This window comes from Sporosarcina sp. FSL K6-3508, from assembly GCF_038615825.1.
GTDB lineage: Bacteria > Bacillota > Bacilli > Bacillales_A > Planococcaceae > Sporosarcina > Sporosarcina newyorkensis.
Map to the genome: position 1 here is coordinate 2,750,380 of NZ_CP152016.1, position 18,703 is coordinate 2,769,082.

Annotated in this window: 19 protein-coding genes; 13 read left to right on the forward strand and 6 right to left on the reverse strand. The window is 41.5% G+C overall.

Features of this window, described 5'->3' with window-relative positions; genetic code table 11:
- Window positions 1–101 precede the first annotated feature (101 nt).
- The 4 genes from pdaA (at window position 102) to MKX97_RS13770 (ending at window position 5,142) form a co-directional block, all read left to right on the forward strand.
- Window positions 102–902 (forward strand): delta-lactam-biosynthetic de-N-acetylase, encoded by an 801-nt coding sequence (gene pdaA / locus MKX97_RS13755; protein WP_009498463.1) that lies wholly within the window; start codon window positions 102–104, stop codon window positions 900–902.
- A 378-nt stretch (window positions 903–1,280) separates the two neighbouring features.
- Entirely contained in the window at window positions 1,281–1,451 is a 171-nt protein-coding gene (locus tag MKX97_RS13760) for an SE1561 family protein (protein WP_171805944.1), read from the forward strand.
- A gap of 23 nt (window positions 1,452–1,474) precedes the next feature.
- The gene (locus MKX97_RS13765) at window positions 1,475–3,007 is read left to right on the forward strand and encodes a fumarate hydratase (protein ID WP_342536224.1); all 1,533 of its coding nucleotides are present in this window, start codon (window positions 1,475–1,477) and stop codon (window positions 3,005–3,007) included.
- A 230-nt stretch (window positions 3,008–3,237) separates the two neighbouring features.
- The gene (locus tag MKX97_RS13770; protein ID WP_342536225.1) at window positions 3,238–5,142 is read left to right on the forward strand and encodes a heavy metal translocating P-type ATPase; all 1,905 of its coding nucleotides are present in this window, start codon (window positions 3,238–3,240) and stop codon (window positions 5,140–5,142) included.
- A 119-nt stretch (window positions 5,143–5,261) separates the two neighbouring features.
- On the opposite strand, the gene MKX97_RS13775 is transcribed toward MKX97_RS13770, so the two are convergent.
- Together MKX97_RS13775 and MKX97_RS13780 are read right to left on the reverse strand one after the other, a co-directional pair.
- The gene (locus tag MKX97_RS13775) at window positions 5,262–6,209 is read right to left on the reverse strand and encodes a YihY/virulence factor BrkB family protein (RefSeq protein WP_009498467.1); all 948 of its coding nucleotides are present in this window, start codon (window positions 6,207–6,209) and stop codon (window positions 5,262–5,264) included.
- Between the two features lie 35 nt (window positions 6,210–6,244).
- Entirely contained in the window at window positions 6,245–6,685 is a 441-nt protein-coding gene (locus MKX97_RS13780; protein WP_078818392.1) for a YtxH domain-containing protein, read from the reverse strand.
- Window positions 6,686–6,904: 219 nt separating this feature from the next.
- On the opposite strand from MKX97_RS13780, the gene MKX97_RS13785 reads away from it, so the two are divergent.
- Window positions 6,905–8,260 carry a sodium:alanine symporter family protein gene (locus tag MKX97_RS13785; RefSeq protein WP_340760097.1) on the forward strand — a complete coding sequence of 452 codons (1,356 nt, stop codon included), beginning with the start codon at window positions 6,905–6,907 and terminating at the stop codon, window positions 8,258–8,260.
- An 83-nt stretch (window positions 8,261–8,343) separates the two neighbouring features.
- Window positions 8,344–8,565: a DUF1128 domain-containing protein gene (locus tag MKX97_RS13790; protein ID WP_009498470.1), complete on the forward strand. Its 222-nt coding sequence runs from the start codon at window positions 8,344–8,346 to the stop codon at window positions 8,563–8,565.
- Window positions 8,566–8,593: 28 nt separating this feature from the next.
- On the opposite strand, the gene motB is transcribed toward MKX97_RS13790, so the two are convergent.
- Both motB and motA read right to left on the reverse strand, forming a co-directional pair.
- Complete coding sequence (gene motB, locus MKX97_RS13795) at window positions 8,594–9,361, reverse strand: flagellar motor protein MotB (RefSeq protein WP_009498471.1); 768 nt, start codon at window positions 9,359–9,361, stop codon at window positions 8,594–8,596.
- Window positions 9,345–10,160, reverse strand: a complete 816-nt coding sequence (motA, locus tag MKX97_RS13800; RefSeq protein WP_040759806.1) for a flagellar motor stator protein MotA — start codon at window positions 10,158–10,160, stop codon at window positions 9,345–9,347. Before motA ends, motB begins: the two co-directional genes overlap by 17 nt.
- Before the next feature lie 182 nt (window positions 10,161–10,342).
- On the opposite strand from motA, the gene MKX97_RS13805 reads away from it, so the two are divergent.
- The 3 genes from MKX97_RS13805 to MKX97_RS13815 all read left to right on the forward strand — a co-directional run bounded on the left by MKX97_RS13805 (window position 10,343) and on the right by MKX97_RS13815 (window position 12,509).
- The gene (locus MKX97_RS13805) at window positions 10,343–11,578 is read left to right on the forward strand and encodes an aminopeptidase (RefSeq protein WP_342536226.1); all 1,236 of its coding nucleotides are present in this window, start codon (window positions 10,343–10,345) and stop codon (window positions 11,576–11,578) included.
- Between the two features lie 107 nt (window positions 11,579–11,685).
- A complete protein-coding gene (locus tag MKX97_RS13810) occupies window positions 11,686–11,826 on the forward strand; it encodes a hypothetical protein (protein WP_009498474.1) in 141 nt (46 codons plus the stop codon).
- 107 nt (window positions 11,827–11,933) lie between these two features.
- Window positions 11,934–12,509, forward strand: a complete 576-nt coding sequence (locus MKX97_RS13815; protein WP_009498475.1) for a carbonic anhydrase — start codon at window positions 11,934–11,936, stop codon at window positions 12,507–12,509.
- 648 nt (window positions 12,510–13,157) lie between these two features.
- Here MKX97_RS13815 and MKX97_RS13820 read toward each other — a convergent pair.
- Window positions 13,158–13,703, reverse strand: coding sequence for a GNAT family protein (locus MKX97_RS13820; RefSeq protein WP_009498477.1), 546 nt, complete (start codon window positions 13,701–13,703; stop codon window positions 13,158–13,160).
- A 232-nt stretch (window positions 13,704–13,935) separates the two neighbouring features.
- Here MKX97_RS13820 and MKX97_RS13825 point away from each other — a divergent pair, with 232 nt between their 5' ends.
- From MKX97_RS13825 to MKX97_RS13840, 4 genes are all read left to right on the forward strand, one after another.
- Window positions 13,936–14,673, forward strand: coding sequence for a hypothetical protein (locus MKX97_RS13825; RefSeq protein WP_009498478.1), 738 nt, complete (start codon window positions 13,936–13,938; stop codon window positions 14,671–14,673).
- A 114-nt stretch (window positions 14,674–14,787) separates the two neighbouring features.
- Window positions 14,788–15,129 carry a hypothetical protein gene (locus tag MKX97_RS13830; RefSeq protein WP_009498479.1) on the forward strand — a complete coding sequence of 114 codons (342 nt, stop codon included), beginning with the start codon at window positions 14,788–14,790 and terminating at the stop codon, window positions 15,127–15,129.
- Between the two features lie 95 nt (window positions 15,130–15,224).
- A complete protein-coding gene (map, locus tag MKX97_RS13835) occupies window positions 15,225–15,974 on the forward strand; it encodes a type I methionyl aminopeptidase (protein ID WP_009498480.1) in 750 nt (249 codons plus the stop codon).
- A gap of 540 nt (window positions 15,975–16,514) precedes the next feature.
- Entirely contained in the window at window positions 16,515–17,282 is a 768-nt protein-coding gene (locus MKX97_RS13840; protein WP_342536227.1) for a GNAT family N-acetyltransferase, read from the forward strand.
- A gap of 223 nt (window positions 17,283–17,505) precedes the next feature.
- Here MKX97_RS13840 and MKX97_RS13845 read toward each other — a convergent pair whose 3' ends face one another.
- A complete protein-coding gene (locus MKX97_RS13845) occupies window positions 17,506–18,690 on the reverse strand; it encodes a DEAD/DEAH box helicase (protein WP_009498481.1) in 1,185 nt (394 codons plus the stop codon).
- Between the last annotated feature and the right edge of the window lie 13 nt (window positions 18,691–18,703).

The following is an 18,703-nucleotide window of genomic DNA, read 5'->3' on the forward strand; positions in this document are numbered from 1 at the left end:
TGTTGGGATGTTGACAACACCCTGACAAACATTTTCCGAATTTTGCATAGTACATATTTAAAGCCAAACCGCACATGCTCTATTAAAAGGAGTGATGTTGTATGGCTCGCCACGTTTCAGGTATTTTATTGGCTTCATGCTTATTGGTTGTCGGTATTTTAGTCAACCCTTTTGCTGTAAAGGCAGAAGAATTCCATTGGGGATTCAAGAAAGCCACAGATGGAGTGCCTCCTTCGGCTGGAGCGGAATTGGATAAATTGCTCGATGATTATGGAGCACTCTATAAAGGGAAAGGCGATAAGAAAGTTGTGTATCTAACATTCGACAATGGGTACGAAAACGGCTACACAGAGAGCATTTTGGACACTTTGAAGAAGGAAAAAGCCCCCGCTACATTTTTCTTGACCGGCCATTATGTAAAAAGCGCAAGTGATTTAGTGAAACGAATGGTTAAGGACGGACATGGAATCGGCAATCATTCCTATGATCACCCGAATATGGCCAACTTATCCGAACAGCAAATGGAAGAAGAATGGAGTAAGCTTGATGAGATCCTATACGAGACTACAGGACAAAAGCGCACCATTTATACACGACCGCCAGAAGGTGTCTTTAATGCGAAATTACTGCAGAAGGGTAATGACCTTGGATACCGGCATATTTTCTGGTCCGTCGCATTCATTGATTGGCATAAGGATCAACCAAAAGGAAAAGATTATGCATATAATGAATTAATGAAGCAGTTACACCCTGGCGCAGTCATCCTCATGCATACTGTCTCTCCAGATAATGCCCAAGCCTTGCCTGATTTCATTCGCGATGCAAAGAAACAAGGCTATAAGTTCCACTCTCTTGACCAACTGGTCGAAGAGTATGAAAAGGAAAATTCTGTGACCCAATAAAAAGAGACCTTGTCTGTTTAACTTCACCAACAGACAAGGTCCCTACCTATTCGGTCCTTCTTCAATTTGCATTTTACATTCGTAGTTATCCAATGTATTTACTTCTATCGGACTGTTACGGATCCCCTCCTTCGTTATTACGTACCTAGGATTCGATTCGCTTCTATAACTACGACCTCCTTTTCATTTGATTATTCTGACTATACCACCTATTCAGATACTTGTAAACTATTTTGTTCGAATTTAATAAATCTTTCTTATGAAATACTAAAAATCTGCATGATGGATGTGCGCTATGCATGTAATTGAATGAGAAAAATCAGATTGAAAAAGATGGCGTTTTCATATACGATATCAATGATGGAAAGAGGTGGACATATGGACACATCACAAAACAAAGACCAAGTTGTAGAACTGAAAAATCGGTTCAATCAATTCCTTGAAACATTAGAAGCGATCGAACCAGAAAAGACGGGTCTCCAAGAGATCGATCGGCTGATCATGTTACTTGATGAGCTGGAAGAACAAATGGATAGTTATAAAAAATAACATAAATAACGGGGGATTTTGAGATGTACATAGAATCAATCGAGAAAAGTATGTATGATCTAATTTGCGAAACATCTACGAACTTACCAAAGGATGTTCGCCGTGCGATTCTTTCCGCAAAAGAAAAAGAAAACAAAGGTACGAGCTCCGCTATGAGTCTCGATACTATCGCTAAGAACATTAATATGGCAGATGAAAAACTTTCACCTATTTGCCAAGATACCGGTCTGCCAACATTCAAGATCAAAACTCCCGTCGGTGTTAACCAATTGGAGATCAAAGCTGCAATTATCCGCGCTATCGAACTCGCTACTGAACATGGAAAACTTCGTCCGAACGCAGTTGATTCTTTGACTGGCGATAACAGTGGAAACAACTTAGGGATCGGCTTGCCTGTTGTGAAGTTTGAACAATGGGAACAAGACCATATCGAAGTGAAATTGATCCTAAAAGGCGGCGGCTGCGAAAACAAGAATATCCAATACAGCTTGCCAACTGAATTAGAAGGACTTGGACGCGCTGGACGTGATTTAGATGGTATTCGTAAATGTATCTTACATTCCGTTTATCAAGCACAAGGACAAGGGTGTTCAGCAGGATTCATCGGTGTAGGTATCGGCGGCGACCGTTCATCCGGCTACGATTTGGCAAAAGAGCAACTCTTCCGGGATGTAACCGACGTCAATCCAATTCCTGAACTTGCACAGTTGGAAGACTATGTACTGGAAAAAGCAAATCATCTAGGAATAGGTACGATGGGCTTCGGTGGTGAAGCAACGCTGCTTGGCTGTAAAATTGGTGTTATGCACCGGATTCCTGCGAGCTTTTATGTTTCAGTAGCATATAATTGCTGGGCTTATCGCCGCATGGCAGTAGACATCAATGCGGAGACTGGAAAAATTACAGACTGGCATTACAATGAAGGCGAAAAAATTGCATTTGAACAACCTGCTGAAGAAACAAAGTCCACAGCACGTGTAGTGAAATTGCAAGCACCTATTACAGAAGAAGAAATTAGAGACTTGCGTGTTGGTGACGTCGTGAAAATCTCCGGCCGCATGTATACGGGCCGCGATGCAATTCATAAGCATTTAATGGACAATGACGCACCAGTTGATTTGAATGGCCAAGTCATTTACCACTGCGGTCCGGTCGTTCTGAAGAATGAAGAAGGCAAATATGAAATTAAGGCAGCAGGTCCTACGACTTCAATTCGTGAAGAGCCGTATCAAGGAGACATCATGAAAAAGTTTGGTATTCGGGCAGTCATCGGAAAAGGCGGCATGGGGCCTAAAACTTTAGCGGCGCTCCAGGAACACGGCGGCGTGTACTTGAACGGGATTGGCGGAGCAGCCCAATATTACGCAGACTGCATTAAGGAAGTAGAAGGCGTTGATTTGCTTGAGTTCGGAATACCAGAAGCACTCTGGCACCTGCGTGTTGAAGACTTCACCGCAGTCGTAACAATGGACTCCCACGGAAATAGTCTACATGCCGATATTGACAAATCTTCATTAGAAAAGCTCTCAAAATTTAAAGAGAAAGTATTTAACTAATCAACCAGCAGCGAATGATCTCATTCGCTGCTTTTTTGTGTTTACAAAAAGATTGATCATTTTAGTAACATTTTTTCAGAGCAGGTGCTATACTATAGTTAATAACTATTATAATTTCAGAATCATTCTAGTTTGTGATTTAAAAGTCGATTCTACTCCGGTAGAGTCGACTTTACTGCTTTAATTAGACATTTGAAATTGAAATTCATTATCAATTAGGAGGTATTCAAATGACAACATCAGCAAAAGAACAATTCGATGAAAAAGTAGATTGGACCGCGAGATTTGAATTGATCGCTGCCATATTATCCGGACTTTTTATCTTGGCAGCATGGCTCTTGAGTAAAAATGGCACAGAAGCTTTCTCTATCACGCTGTATATCCTGGCATTTTTGATTGGAGGATATGCAAAAGCCAAGGAAGGTATTGAAGAAACGATAAAAAATAAAGAGCTGAATGTCGAGATGCTGATGGTTTTTGCAGCAATCGGCTCTGGCATTATCGGCTACTGGGCGGAAGGCGCCATACTGATTTTCATTTTTGCAATCAGCGGTGCACTTGAAACGTATACTTTAAATAAAAGCCATAAGGAAATTTCTTCTCTAATGGAAATGCAACCTGAGGAAGCGTGGCTCATCACAGAGGATGGCAGTGAACAAAAAGTACCTACTGCATCTTTATCCCTCGGCGCAGTCCTGCTCGTCAAGCCAGGCGAACGCATTCCAGTGGATGGTCAAGTACTCAGCGGCATTACTTCCGTAGATATGTCTGCAATTAATGGAGAGTCCATCCCTGTGACGAAGCAAGAAAATGATGAATTGTTTGCGGGAACAGTGAATATTAGCGGGGCAATTCGAATGACCATGACAAAGCCCAGCTCTGAAACCTTATTCCAAAAAATTATTGCTATGGTTCAGAACGCACAAAGTGAGAAATCCCCTTCTCAACAATTTATTGAACGATTCGAGGGTACTTATGTAAAAATTGTCTTGGCGGCAGTCGTGATTATGATGTTTCTTCCGCATTTTTTACTCAATTGGGATTGGACGACTACCTTTTACCGTGCCATCGTACTATTGGTAGTCGCTTCCCCCTGTGCGTTGATGGCAGCCATTATGCCTGCAACCTTGGCTGCGGTCTCAAATGGTGCTAAAAGAGGCGTTTTATTTAAAGGTGGGCTTCACTTAGAGCACTTAAGCTCTTTGAAAGCTTTTGCTTTTGATAAAACCGGTACATTGACCACTGGCAAGCCGGTTGTAATGGATTTTATCGTCCGAAAAGATACCAATCCAAAAGAAGCGCTCGCTTTATTTGCAGGTGTTGAATCATTGTCCAACCACCCGTTAGCCAAGGCAATCATTCAGTATGCCAACGAGCAAGAGGTCATACCTGAACGGAATCTCCATATTGAAGACGTGCCTGGTTACGGGATTAAAGCTGAAACAGATAATGGTATGATCCGAATCGGCAATCCAAGATTTGTTGGTATAGATTTAGTGGAATCATTTGAGGATGGAATTGCCGAAGCACTCGCCAATGAAGGAAAAACTGTTATTTTCATGAGAGATGAACACGGTATTGTAGCATTGGCTGCACTGAAGGATACGTTGAGAAAAGAGGCTGTGACTTCCATCAAAGAACTGAAAGCCCTTGGAATCCGTACCGTGATGCTTACGGGAGACAACGAAAAAACGGCGCATGCGATCGCTGAAGAAGTCGGAGTGGATTCATACGTTGCTGAATGTTTGCCTGAAGAGAAAGTCGTTCATCTGAAGAAATTGCTGAAGAATTATGAAACGGTTGGAATGGTTGGCGACGGTATCAATGATGCTCCTGCACTCGCTACTGCAACATCCGGTATTGCAATGGGCGAAGGCACAGATGTCGCTTTAGAGACCGCGGACGTAGTGCTAATGCAAAACGATTTGAATCGCCTTTCCTATGCAATCAAACTCTCAAGAAAAATGCAACGGATCGTTAAGCAAAACGTTTTCTTCTCCATCGCTGTCATTGCCATTCTGATCATATCCAACTTCATGCAAGTAGTCGATCTCCCTCTTGGTGTGATCGGGCATGAAGGAAGCACCATCCTCGTCATCCTTAACGGTTTGCGCATGTTGAACAAAATAGAATGACAAATTGAAACAGGCTGTCACTGGGGATGGAATCGTCCTTAAGTGACAGCCTGTTCTCATAACTAAAAAAGCCGCCCGAGACGTCAGATGACAATGACTTCTCGGCCAGCCCTGCTTTTTTACGATGCCATTTGACGTTTACGTTCATAGCGCTCTGTCATCACTGCATTTATCAACCCGCCAATCATCAGAATGATAGCTGATAGATAGAGCCACATGATGAGCACGATAATTCCACCAATACTGCCATAAGTATTCGCATAATTTCCAAAGTTACTAATATAGAAAGAGAAACCTAATGATGTAACAATCCAGCCCACGGTCGCAAAAAAAGCACCTGGAACGATACTTTTATAGGACAATTTGATAGCTGGAATGAGCCAATATAACAATGAAAAAACAGCGAAGATAAGGAATGGCGGAATAAGGAAACGGATCTTCGTCCACATGGATAAAAATGAATCTTCCAATCCCATGAATGAGAACAGAAGCTTCCCGATCGGTTGACCGAAAACCGGCAATACTAGAGCGACTATGACGGTACCAATCAACATGATCGTAAACACAATCGACAATCCTCTAGAAATAAAAAAGTTTCGGTCGTCTTCTACATCATATGCCCGATTTAACCCCTTCGTTATAGCCCCCATACCTTTAGAGGCCGACCAAATCGTTGCAAGGATACCAATTGATAATAAGCCGCCATTACGATTTTCCAGCACTTCTGACAACGTGGACTCAATCAAGGTTGAGACACTTTCTGGAGCATATTCACGTATAAATATGAAGATCTGGCTTTGATCTAAATGCAAGTAAGGCAATAACGTAAAAAGAAAGATTAGTAGAGGGAATAATGACAACAGAAAAAAGAAAGCTAATTGCGAACCGGCAGCTGATATATCCAATTCTTTTATACGAATAATGAGCTGCTTGAAAAACCCGCTCGTCGTAGCTGGATTAAAGTCATCTTCATCCCCGTCTTTTATATCCTTAATAAAACCTTTTACTTTTTCGGTCTTAGACGTACCCTCAGAATTCGAAGAAGGGGCACTTTCATGATTTTTCATTTCATGTGTCCCCCTTTCGTTAAGTGATTCAATATTTAGTGATTCTCTACTGGTACTGCGTTTTTTTTTTGCACCATCGGCGGTAAGCTTGTGTCTTCCTGAGCAGAAGAGGCAGATGCCGCAGTTGATTCATCTTGAATGATTTGCTCATACTCAGATTTGGAATCAGTGAATGCTTCCTTCGTATCTGTGAACATTTCTTTCACTTGAGGTGTCAGTGTTTTAATTTCATCCACTTGTGACTTGATATAATCAACATCACCTTTCACCTGTTCATAAAGAGTTTGCACTTGATCTTTCTTTTCTTGAAGTTGGTTTTTCACTACATCTGGATTTTCTTTGTAGTACAGTGCTTTTTCGTATGAAGTCCTTAAGGAAGTGACCGTCATTTGTCTTGTTGAACGATCCAACATGCTTACAACCGCCCCAAGCAATGCGCCACCTAAAATAAACTTACCTAATTTGTTAGAACCCATGAATTTCGCCTCCTATCACGTTAACCTTTCAATTCATTATACCCATATAGCCGATTACCAAACAATGATTGTGGCACTTTATTGAAAAAAAGCTTGACGAACCGTTCTATTTTTCGGATTATTAACAATAACATAGAACTAATAGAATTCCCTAAAGGGAGTTGATGTGCAACACTTTGAAAATCATAAAAATCTATAGAAACGGATGGAGGGGATGAAATGGAAAAAGTTACAAACTTTTTGACAAGCGCATCAGATCTAATTTGGGGACCCCCGTTGCTTATATTATTGATCGGTACCGGAATATATTTGACGATACGTTTGACCTTTATACAATTGCGATTATTACCTTATTCTTTGAAACAAGTATTTTCAAGAAAGCATGATAAGAAAGCAGACGGGGATATCTCACAGTTCCAAGCATTAATGACGGCAATGGCGGCCACAGTTGGAGTCGGAAACATCGTCGGAGTCGCTTCTGCGGTCGTTGCAGGAGGACCAGGAGCTATTTTCTGGATGTGGCTGGCTGGTTTTTTCGGGATGGCGACGAAATATAGTGAAGCTATTCTCGCAGTAAAATATCGTGTGAAGGATTCCAATGGCTTAATGGCCGGCGGACCGATGTATTATTTGGAACACGGATTGAAGCAGAAGTGGCTCGGTGTCCTGTTCGCACTCTTTGGTGCATTGGCCGCTTTTGGTATCGGAAATGGAACACAGTCAAAAGCAGTGGCAGATGTAATGAAAAATACGTTCGATGTGCCACATTATATTACAGGGGCCGCTTTGGTTGCATTTGGTGCACTCGTCATTCTGGGAGGCATCAAGTCGATTGGTCGGGTAACTGCATTTTTCGTGCCTATTATGGCTTTATTCTATTTCATTGCCGGAACGATCGTTATGGTTTTGAATATTGAAGCAGTACCTGCAGCATTCGGTTTGATATTCTCGGATGCGTTTACCGGGCAAGCGGTCGCAGGTGGTGCAATTGGAGCGGTCATACGTTTTGGTGTCGCGAGAGGGCTTTTCTCTAATGAAGCCGGGCTCGGTTCTGCCCCAATTGCGGCAGCGGCAGCACGTACCGACTATCCTGGACGTCAAGCGCTCGTGTCCATGACACAGGTTTTATTCGATACATTGGTTATTTGTTCGATTACAGGTGTTACGATCGTCATGAGTAATAAATGGCAAGACAGTTCCATCGACGCGGGGGCTTTAACAGCTGAAGCTTTTGGTTCCTTTTTAGGAGGAATCGGACCCATCTTAGTATCGATCGGGCTAGTATTCTTCGCCACTTCAACCATTTTAGGATGGAGTTATTATGGGGAAAAGTGTTTCCAATATCTCGTGCCGAATCGCAAAGCCGTCCTCTTCTATCGAGTAATTTTTGTTGGCTTTATCTATGTTGGCGCAACAGCATCGCTTGATGTAGTATGGGTTTTAGCAGATGTATTGAACGGTTTGATGGCGATTCCGAACTTGATCGGGCTTCTTGGTTTGTCTGGAATTGTTGTGATGGAAACAAGACGGTTTAAAAAGAAAATAGACGAAGAACGAGAAGAACTGCGCAAGTAATTACTCAATGTTCAGTTGACAGTATATCGCTTTCGTGAAATGATGGAAATCATAGATTACAAGGAGAGAAAGGCGGTTTCACTATGGACTTATCTACTCAAACACCAGAGAATATTGCGTATATGATTGAAAAAATTAAAGAAAAACTGCGTATGGTTAATGTCGATGCCATGAAAGCAGATAGTTTCAGTACGGAGCAATATGAAGACTTGCACTATATGTACGAGATGGTCATGAAGCGAGAAAATATTACGCCAAATGAAATGCAGGCAATTGCAGCGGAACTTGGTTCTATGCGCAAATAAAAAAGACTCCAATTGGAGTCTTTTTTATTTATTGAGGCGTAACGTTTGTCCCATCTTCTAGTACAAGTGGTTGAATAAGCACTTCGACTCTTCGGTTTTTACTGCGATTTTCTGCCGTATCGTTCGGCACAATTGGTTTATATTCCCCATACCCTTTTGCACTGAAAAGATTCGGGTCCACTTCATTGCTTTCCACGATAATTTTCAAAAATTTGACTGCACGCATAACACTCAGTTCCCAGTTAGATGAATACTGTGCATTGTTGATCGGAATATCATCAGTATGTCCTGTGATGATCACTTGTCGGGGACGATCCAACGTGAGCAACTGTGAAATATCATTTGCCAATCCCATATACTCAGGATTGATTGTTGCTTCGCCAGAATTGAACAATACACTATCGCGAATTGTCAGAAGCAAGCCTTCATTCGTCAGTTCGGTATCAAATTGACTCTCCAATTCATTCACAGCAATATATTCATCTAAATCATCCTGCATCTCACCAAGCGACTGCTGATCTTCCAGATACGATGAGTTCTCATTCTGTTCTCCGACCGAATCATCTGGAACCGGAACGTTCGTTGGAGCCGATTCACTCATGATGCCGCTGCCACTTTCGAATATTTCACTGAAAACTGCGGACATCTGCTGAAAACGTCCTTCATCCATAGAACTACTGGCGAAAAGTACGATGAATAACGCCAGTAATAAAGTCAATAAGTCTGAGTAGGGTAGCAGCCAGGATTCACTCATATGTTCCATTTCACGCTTTTTTTTCTTACGTTTCTTCGACAACCTGACCAGCCCCCTTGCCATCATTGCTGTCTGAAGCTAGCTTCTTTCGATCTTCTACTGATAAATAAGATGCAAGTTTTTGCTCAATTACTCGCGGCGCTTCCCCTTCTAATACAGAAAGGATTCCTTCAATGACCATCGTTTTCTGCCGGACTTCTTCTTTCGACTTCCGTACTAACTTATTAGAGAATGGATGCCATAGTACATACCCAGTGAATATCCCCAATAAAGTAGCGATAAACGCTGCAGAAATCGCATAGCCCAACGCTTCAATATTGTTCATATCGCCTAATGCGGCAATCAGTCCAACAACCGCTCCTAGAACACCGAGTGTCGGCGCATATGTCCCTGCCTGTGAAAAGATGAGCGCACCAACAGAGTGACGATCTTGCATAGCCTCCACTTCTTCGCTCAAAACATCTCGAATATAATCGGCGTTTTGTCCATCAATGGCCAAGCCAAGTCCATTTTTCAAAAATGGGTCGTCAATTTCATCCGTTTTCGCTTCTAGTGCCAATAGACCCTCACGTCTTGCTACGTCTGCCCAAGAAGAAAATAAACGAATTAACTCCGCATCAGAGGCAAGCTTTTGCTGAGTGAAAATGATCTTGAAAAGTTTAGGTACTCTTTTTAACTCGCTCATAGGAAAGGCGATCACGACCGCTGCAACAGTTCCTCCGATGATAATCAGGATGGCCGCCATGTTGAACAGCGCATCAGGTGTTACCCCTTTGAGCGTCATCCCGACAAGCAGTGCGACTAAACCTATTACTAATCCTAATACCGTGGATAAATCCATATTAAAAGCCTCCAAATACTGCATTCTTCTTATTATTTCGGTCAATTATCGATGTTCTTTAGGGTAAATGAACGACAATTCGTGATGATTTTGTGGCGTTTCTCGAACCGTCTATTGCTTTATAATTGCGAAAGGCGATCTGCCCTTGATACTATTGACATACTATGTGAAAAGGAGATGTCATGATGGATCATTTTCAAAACCAACTTTCCAATTACGCTGAATTAGCAGTTAAAGTAGGTGTAAATATTCAGAAGGATCAATATCTATTTATTAGTGCTTCCACTGAGATTACTCAATTCGTCAGGTTGATTGTTGAAAAAGCTTATGAAGCAGGAGCTAGGCAAGTATTCGTTGACTGGGTGGATGACGTAGTCACTCGTCTGCGTTACGAAAAAGCACCAGCAGATTCGTTTTCTGACTTTCCTTCTTGGAAAAGGGTGGAGCGTGAAGAGCTTGCTGACAAAGGCGCAGCTTTCATGTCCATCGTTTCGCAAGATCCAGATTTATTGAATGGCATTGAGCCGAATCGCATTCGTGACAATCAAAAAGCTTCCAGCACTGCACTCAGTAAATTTCGACAAGCGATGCAAGCAGATAAATTCAGTTGGACAGTGATCGCGGCAGCTGCTCCTGCATGGGCCGCTAAAGTTTTTCCTGATCACTCAGCTGAGGATCAAGTCCCCGCTTTGTGGGATGCTATTTTGCGCGCGGTGCGGGCAGATCAACCGAATCCTGTTGAAGCTTGGCAACGACACGATGAAAACTTACATGAAAAAGTAGATTACTTGAATGGAAAACATTATCACAAACTACATTATACAGGCCCCGATACAGATTTAACAATAGAATTGCCGACCAAACATTTATGGTGCGGGGCAGGAAGTATCAATCAACACGGCCATGAATTCATGGCTAATATGCCTACGGAAGAGGTGTTCACCGCTCCTTTGAAAGAGGGTGTAAATGGCTATGTGTCCAGCACGAAGCCACTTAGCTATGCAGGTACAATAATTGACCGTTTTAAAATCACGTTTAAGGATGGTGCAATTACGGATGTTTCTGCTGAACAAGGAGAAGAAATCCTTAAACAGTTAATCGATACCGATGAAGGAGCAAAGTTTCTAGGTGAAGTGGCATTAGTTCCACATGACTCGCCTATTTCCAATTCAAATATTTTATTTTACAATACATTATTTGATGAAAATGCTTCAAACCATTTGGCCATCGGAAGTGCATATGCTTTCTGTTTAGATGGAGGAAAAGAAATGTCTTCCGAACAATTGCAAGCAAACGGTTTGAATCAAAGTTTGACGCATGTGGACTTTATGATTGGTTCTGAAAACATGGATATTGATGGTATTTTGCCGGACGGGACGGTAGAACCCATATTCCGAAAAGGAAACTGGGCTTTCTAAAATTCGTCACATTTTCTTCAAATTTTCATCCAAGCCCTTAAAATCTTGTCTAAAATCGTGTATAATAGGTAAGAGAACAGATCATATATGGAAAGAGGGGCTTACAGATGGGCTTAATGTATACTACAGTTATCGGTTACATGGTTGTTCTTGGATTAGCGTCATTGTTTACAATGCACTTTTTGGCTGGCGCAATGGATTCATCTGACTCAGTGATTATTGATCCAAAACCTGAAACAAAAAACTAATTCGTTCATATCCCGATTCGTTCGGGTCCAGACTTTACATGTCGACTAGAGTTGCCCTACTCGGCAACTCTTTTCTTTTTTATCAAACAGTCCAGGAGGGTTATTAAATGACATCATTATCCGAAATTATGAGTTACAATCAGGCATTCGTAGAAGAGAAGAAATATGAAGAGTTCGCTACCACGAAGTTTCCAAATAAGCGGATCGTCATCTTAACTTGCATGGACACTAGATTAATTGAGCTGCTACCAAAAGCCATGAATCTAAAAAACGGCGATGCCAAAATTATTAAAAGTGCCGGCGCTATCATCACTCATCCATTCGGCGGTCTTATGCGAAGCATTTTAGTCGCAGTTTATGAATTGCAGGCGGATGAAGTATATGTAATCGGCCATCATGATTGCGGCATGAGTTCAATCGATACTTCACATGTCGTGGATAGTATGATCGAACGTGGAATTGATCCCGCCATCTTCAAAACACTGGAGTACTCTGGTATTGATATGGAAGCTTGGCTCCATGGATTCAGCGATGTGACGGAGAGCGTGAAAAAGAGTGTGGATGCCATCAAAAATCATCCATTGATTCCGGAAGACGTCAATGTACACGGTCTCGTTATCGACCCTGCAAATGGCAAGCTCGATGTTATTGAAAACGGCTACGATGTAGTGGAGAAAGCCTAACCCTCCTCTATTTCACCAACACCTAAAGAACCGGCTTCTTCTTTTATAGAAGAGGCCGGTTCTTTTAGGTTACAAACAGAGCAAAAAGTTAGAGAGAGAAGCGAAGAAAACGAATATAGGCTTGCGATCCGGGGATTTGCACTCCAGACGGGGACGCTTTCCGGAGGGCGTGGCTTGAGCCGCTTCCTTCGCTGCGCTCAGTCCAGGGTCTCAAGACTCACGCTGATCCTCCCGGAGTCGCCCCGTCTTCCACGCAAATCCCTAGATAGTGAGCCGTAGCATATTGTGAAATCACTGTATGGAGTACGTGTAGTTGTATACTTAGCCAAAAAATTCCCCATCCTTCAGAGAAGTTAAATCGAGCATTTATCTCTTTATGATTGGTGGGTCAACTCACTAACGCTAGGAAAATACGCTAGTTGATCGGAGTGGAAGGCGGCGACTCCAGCGGGATTAGCGCGACAGGTGAGACCCCACAGGAGCGTAGCGACGAGGAGGCTCACCGCACGCCCCGCGCCGCCTGGAACGTAGATCAACGGTGCCACTCTCCAATTCTTCCACCCTCATACCGAAAGAACCGGCTCCCTTCTATTCGAAGAGCCGGTTCCTTACTTTTGATATCCATTTCCGCCATGCGGTCTTGCCCTTTCAATAATCACTTTCCAAGATCGTGTACATATAGTGATCTTCCCACACTCCGTTTATAAATAAAAGTTGACGCAGCAAGCCTTCGCGTTGATAACCTGCCTTCTCTAATACTTTTACGGAGCCTGTATTGCGTGGAGATACATAGGCTTCGACCCTATGCAAATTCACTTTTTCAAAAGCAAAGTCATTGATTAGGCGGACTGCTTCCGTACCGATTCCCCGGCCCGTCTCCCTTTGATCGATCGAATAGCCAACAAACCCACTTGAAAACGGCAAGCGCTTGATGCTGTACAAAGAAATCTGCCCGATAATCATGCTTGATTTGGAATCAAAAATTCCGAAATTATATTCTCTTCGGTCCCGCATTTGATAAAGAGATTCACGAATTTTGTCTCGCTGCATGGCTACGGTGTAGTACGTATTGTCGTGCCGCGGTTCGAATTCTGTCCAATACTCTTTATTCGCAATGAGCAGCTGGGTGAACTGATAGGCGTCGTCTTCCGTCAGTATCCGTAAATAACACTGCTCTCCTTCCAGTAATATCATATTCCCCTCATCCTTTTTCTACGAATTCTGTTTCAACCGTATATTCTCTTCAGGTTATGAATGAAATGGAGAATCAATGCTGTATACCTGAATTCATTATTAACTATTATAGTATTTTTCTTCCCTACAAGACAATAGAACGCCATCATTTCGCATTTGTAAAGGAAAATTCATACTTTCTGCTTCAATCATCACAAATTCTCTGTATACTATTCTTCAGGAGGATTTTATCATGCTAAGAATAACTTTGATGGCACTTTCGTTGCTCATCATGATTGGAACTCATATCGCCGCAAACTTGATTCCGCTGAACGGGCTTACAACATGGGAAATCGCCAATCGAGTACCTGTTCTGTTCATGCCGGCAGAGTATGTTTTTTCCATCTGGATTGTACTGGATTTATTAATGGTAAGTTGGTTATATTTATTTACTAAAACATCAGCTGGGCAGACTTCGTCGGTTGCCAATCTACGGACTATCTGCTTTAGTGTCAGCTGCTTTTTAAATATAGCATGGTTGTTGTTGTGGCATTATAGCTATTATTATTGGGCAATTATCAGTGTAATTGGTTTATTGATTTGCTTATTGGTTTTCTATTTCAGTTATCCGAAAACGGATGGTATAAACCGCGAACGGTTACCTATCTCCGCCTATACAGGATGGATTTTCATCGCCGTAATCGCCAATACCTACTATGCTTTCAAATTCCATGATTGGTCCGGCTTTGGCTTGAGTGACCCTTTATGGACTGTGTTCTTTTTAAGTCTTGCTACGGCAATTGCATTGCACTTCATGTATCATTATCGTGATTATATGTTTAATCTCATCGTCATTTGGTCTTTTATCGGGATTGCCATCAAGAATGGCACAGATGAATTATTTGTTTCTACAGCAGCCTTATTTCTCTCGGCTGTAATTGCATTCATCTTGATCATGGGGAAACGATTTTCCAAAGCGCAAAATTTGTGACACAGCTGCAAACTCAAACAGCTGTGTTTTTTTGTGTGATGATTTGGCAAAATTGGGTATAGGTTATAGTATGAACTATCATGCTATAGAGGAAAGTATTGGAGGTTACCGCATATGTCAAATACAAAATTACTCTCTTCCCTATGTTACTTCAGCATCTTTTTTGCGCCTCTTTTGCTGCCTGCTATTATATATTTTGTGACAGATGAAGTTGATGTTCGCAATCACGCGAAAAAGTCATTCATTTCTCATATCATTCCCATGTCTTTATTGATTGCCGCCTTTGTCTTACTGTCGTTTTCCGTCCTTTCATTCAACACTCAATCTGGTGCAATGCTAGATGGCAATGTTCTATTCTGGGGGTTCGCTCCATTGATGTTCATCGTCTTATATAGCCTATTGTTTCTTGTCGTGCTCATTTGGAATGTTTTCCAAGGAATAAAAGTACTGAAATAGACAAGTGATTTTGTGGGCAAATCACTAAAAATTCATGAGTAGAGTATGATATAGTATGGATTGTATAATTTGTACGGAAGAAAGGACTTGTGAACATGATTGTAAAAAACGAAGAACAATTGAATGGGTTGCGCGCGATTGGACGGATCGTGGCGGAGATTCGTGAAGCAGTGAAAGAAGCAACTGTGCCTGGTATGACGACAAAAGAATTGGATGAAATAGCAGGTAAATTATTTGCGGAAAAAGGAGCAGTCTCTGCACCTATCGATCAGTACGACTTTCCCGGATATACTTGCATCAGCGTTAATCATGAAGTTGCCCACGGCATTCCGGGCAGCTATGTCATTAAAGACGGTGACCTGGTCAATGTAGACGTTTCCGGATCGCGTGATGGCTATTTTGCGGATACTGGCATTTCTTTTGTAGTCGGTACACCCGATGACGCTAAACAAAAGCTATGTGATGTCGCAAAGTCTTCTTTAGAACGAGCTTTGTTGAAAGTGAAGGCAGGATCCAGTCTGAATCAAATCGGAAAAGCAGTGGAGCGAGAAGCAAAGGATCATGGCTTACATGTTATTAAAAATCTTACAGGACACGGGATCGGAACATCTCTTCATGAAGAACCGCAACATATTCTGAATTATTATGATCCGTGGGATAAAGAACTGCTGAAAGATGGTATGGTACTCGCTGTAGAGCCGTTCATCTCGCAGAAAGCGGAGCATGTAATTGAGCTGGATGATGGCTGGACGTTTGCTACGCCGGATAAATCATTGGTCGCTCAAATTGAACATACGATTATTGTCACGAAAGACGAACCAATTATCCTGACTAAGCTTGATTAATATTCGAGAGCATTGCGATTCTGCAGTGCTCTCTTTTTCATAAAAAAGAGCATGCGCGAAATACTAACGGGTTCGGAACACGAGGAGAAAACATTAAATAGCATACCGATTGGGGACGCAATTCGCAGATGAATTGGTGTCCCCATTTTTGTTGTTGTATCAACGTTATGGTTTCTAATTCAGGTGAATTGGCATAGCCATTAGCATGGTGATTCACAGCACCGCATAAAATTATGTGCAATTGCGGATTACAGTGCTAATTATGATGCTAATAAGCATGTTAATTGAAGGTCGGAAAGTTATCTTTGAAATGACTGAAAACATTGAAAGGAACAAATGATTTTGTGATAAAATAGAGATATAAGAAATCGGCTTATTCAACAAACGGAGCCATTGATTGTTGAAAAAAGAAAATGAATCACTTCAATGTTTTCTGAAAATTAAGGGAGGATATAAATACTGTGAACACAGTTTTTTTAGAATTGAAGTGACCTAATAATAAAGAGGAGAGCGCTAAATTAAATTGAGAGGTGCAAAAACATGATTACAAATCAACAATTAGTAATAAACAATTTGGAAGAAAAATTAAAAGTATTTACTCATGCAGTTAGTGGAGAACTCACAAAGGAAGAAGATTTCGTCATAGCAAATACAGAAATTCCTACCGATACATTCAATGTATTATTACCGAAATCTCCAAATATCAAAAATGCAGTTAAGATTAGACATGGAATCGATAATTTTACTTATAAAGAATATCCCTTTAGTATTTGGATTGATGCTCAGTATTTAACCGAGGATTGGAATAAACTAATGCAAGAATACGACCTAAAAGAAGCAGAACGTAATGTAATGATGAAACTTGAAAATACACTTAATGTTGGTCAAAGAATTTCCCATCAGCTTACGATTACTAATGTGAAAAATAATGAAGAACTTTTAAAATATATAGAGGTGTTTATAAGCTTATTTGAAGGCACGCCAGAACAAGATGCACTGGAAAGCTATTTTAATAAGTTTTCACAAGTAAAGTTAGGTCCGGACGTTCAAATGTTTATCGGTTGCATAGACGAAATAGCTGTAACTACAGGTTTACTAATAAAAGGCAAGGATAGCTACGGGATTTATGATGTGATGACAAAGGAAACAATTAGAGGTAAAGGGTATGGTAGTGAGATGTTTCAATTTCTTTTAAGTCAAACAAAGGATAAACAAAAGCCAGTCATATTACAGGCTTCAGATGACGGAAAAAATATCTACAAGCGATTTGGTTTTATAGATGTTGGGGAAATGGTTGTATTTGAATAAGAGGTCTTCTTATTTAGCTAACGGGCGCGATTGTCGAACAAATCTCTACAATAGACTATGGCAAGTAAAAACGCACAGACGACACTGTACGTTATTTAATGCTATTTATACTGTTAATTGTGGTGCGAATCATATGCTGATTAGGGTAGAAATTGATATGCGTTTTAGTGTTTTCTCCCCATCAACCGAACCCGTTAGCGAAATACCGCGATGCTCAGTTTGATTAGTTCTTTTTTTGTTTAGGTTTCGATTTCTTAGTCTTCGGCGCAGCTTTTTTCATTTCTTCAACCGTTTTGGCGTTACCTTCGACTAGATTTCCGCTGTACCAAACTTTCTGTACAGTCTTGATTCCTTTTGTAACCTTACGATAATCTCGTTCTTCTGCATAAGAGAGCAATGTCAATACTTCACCATCTGCCCCTGCGCGTCCTGTACGTCCTGAACGGTGCAAATATTGCTCCACAGTATGAGGCACATCGACATGGATTACATGTGTCAATCCTTCGATATCCAAGCCACGAGCTGCTAAGTCCGTTGCGATGAGTACACGAATCTTGCCTTCCCTGAAGTCCTCAAGCGTTTTCTGTCGGTCGAACTTCTTCATATCGGAATACAAAACAGCGATTGGTGCATCATTATACAACAACTTTAACTCTTTCATCCGTAACTGATCCACATTGTTCATAAAGGTCAAGGCACGGACTCCAGATAACGCAGAAATTCCGCGCAGAACATCTGTCTTCTTGCGATCATCTACTTTGATGTAGGAATGAACAACATGTCCGCTCTCCGGGATTTCATCTGCATTGACTTGTAAGCGGATCGGATCTTTCATCATCCGTTTGGCAACGAGTTCGATCTCCTCAGTGATTGTAGCGGAGACGACTGCAAGCTGATGTTCAGGATTTGCTGCTTCAATCAAGCTCTTCACCATCACTCTGTATTCGCGCGAAAGTAACTGATCGCCTTCATCGATAACTACATAATGAACATCGTACATCTTCAACTTTCTTTCTTTTACAAGTTCATTCAATCTTCCAGGTGTCCCTACTACAATCGTTGGTTTCTTTTTCAGTTTTTCTATTTGACGCTGCATATTTGCGCCGCCAATTAGCTGGGTAACTGTTACAGAAGTTCCCTCCACTAAATCACGGATCACATTAACAATTTGCATCGACAATTCCTGCGAAGGAGTTATAATTAGTGCTTGTGTCTTTGGCAAATCTCCATTAACCATTTGGATCAAAGGTAAGACATATGCCAATGTCTTACCCGTCCCTGTCGGCGACTCTGCCACGATATCTTTACCAGCCAACATTTCGGGAATCATGAGCGTCTGGATCGGCATGGGCTGCTTAAATTTCCATTTCGTGCGCAAAGATTCATTCAGCTTATCTAAAAAAGTCATTCGGTTCACTCTT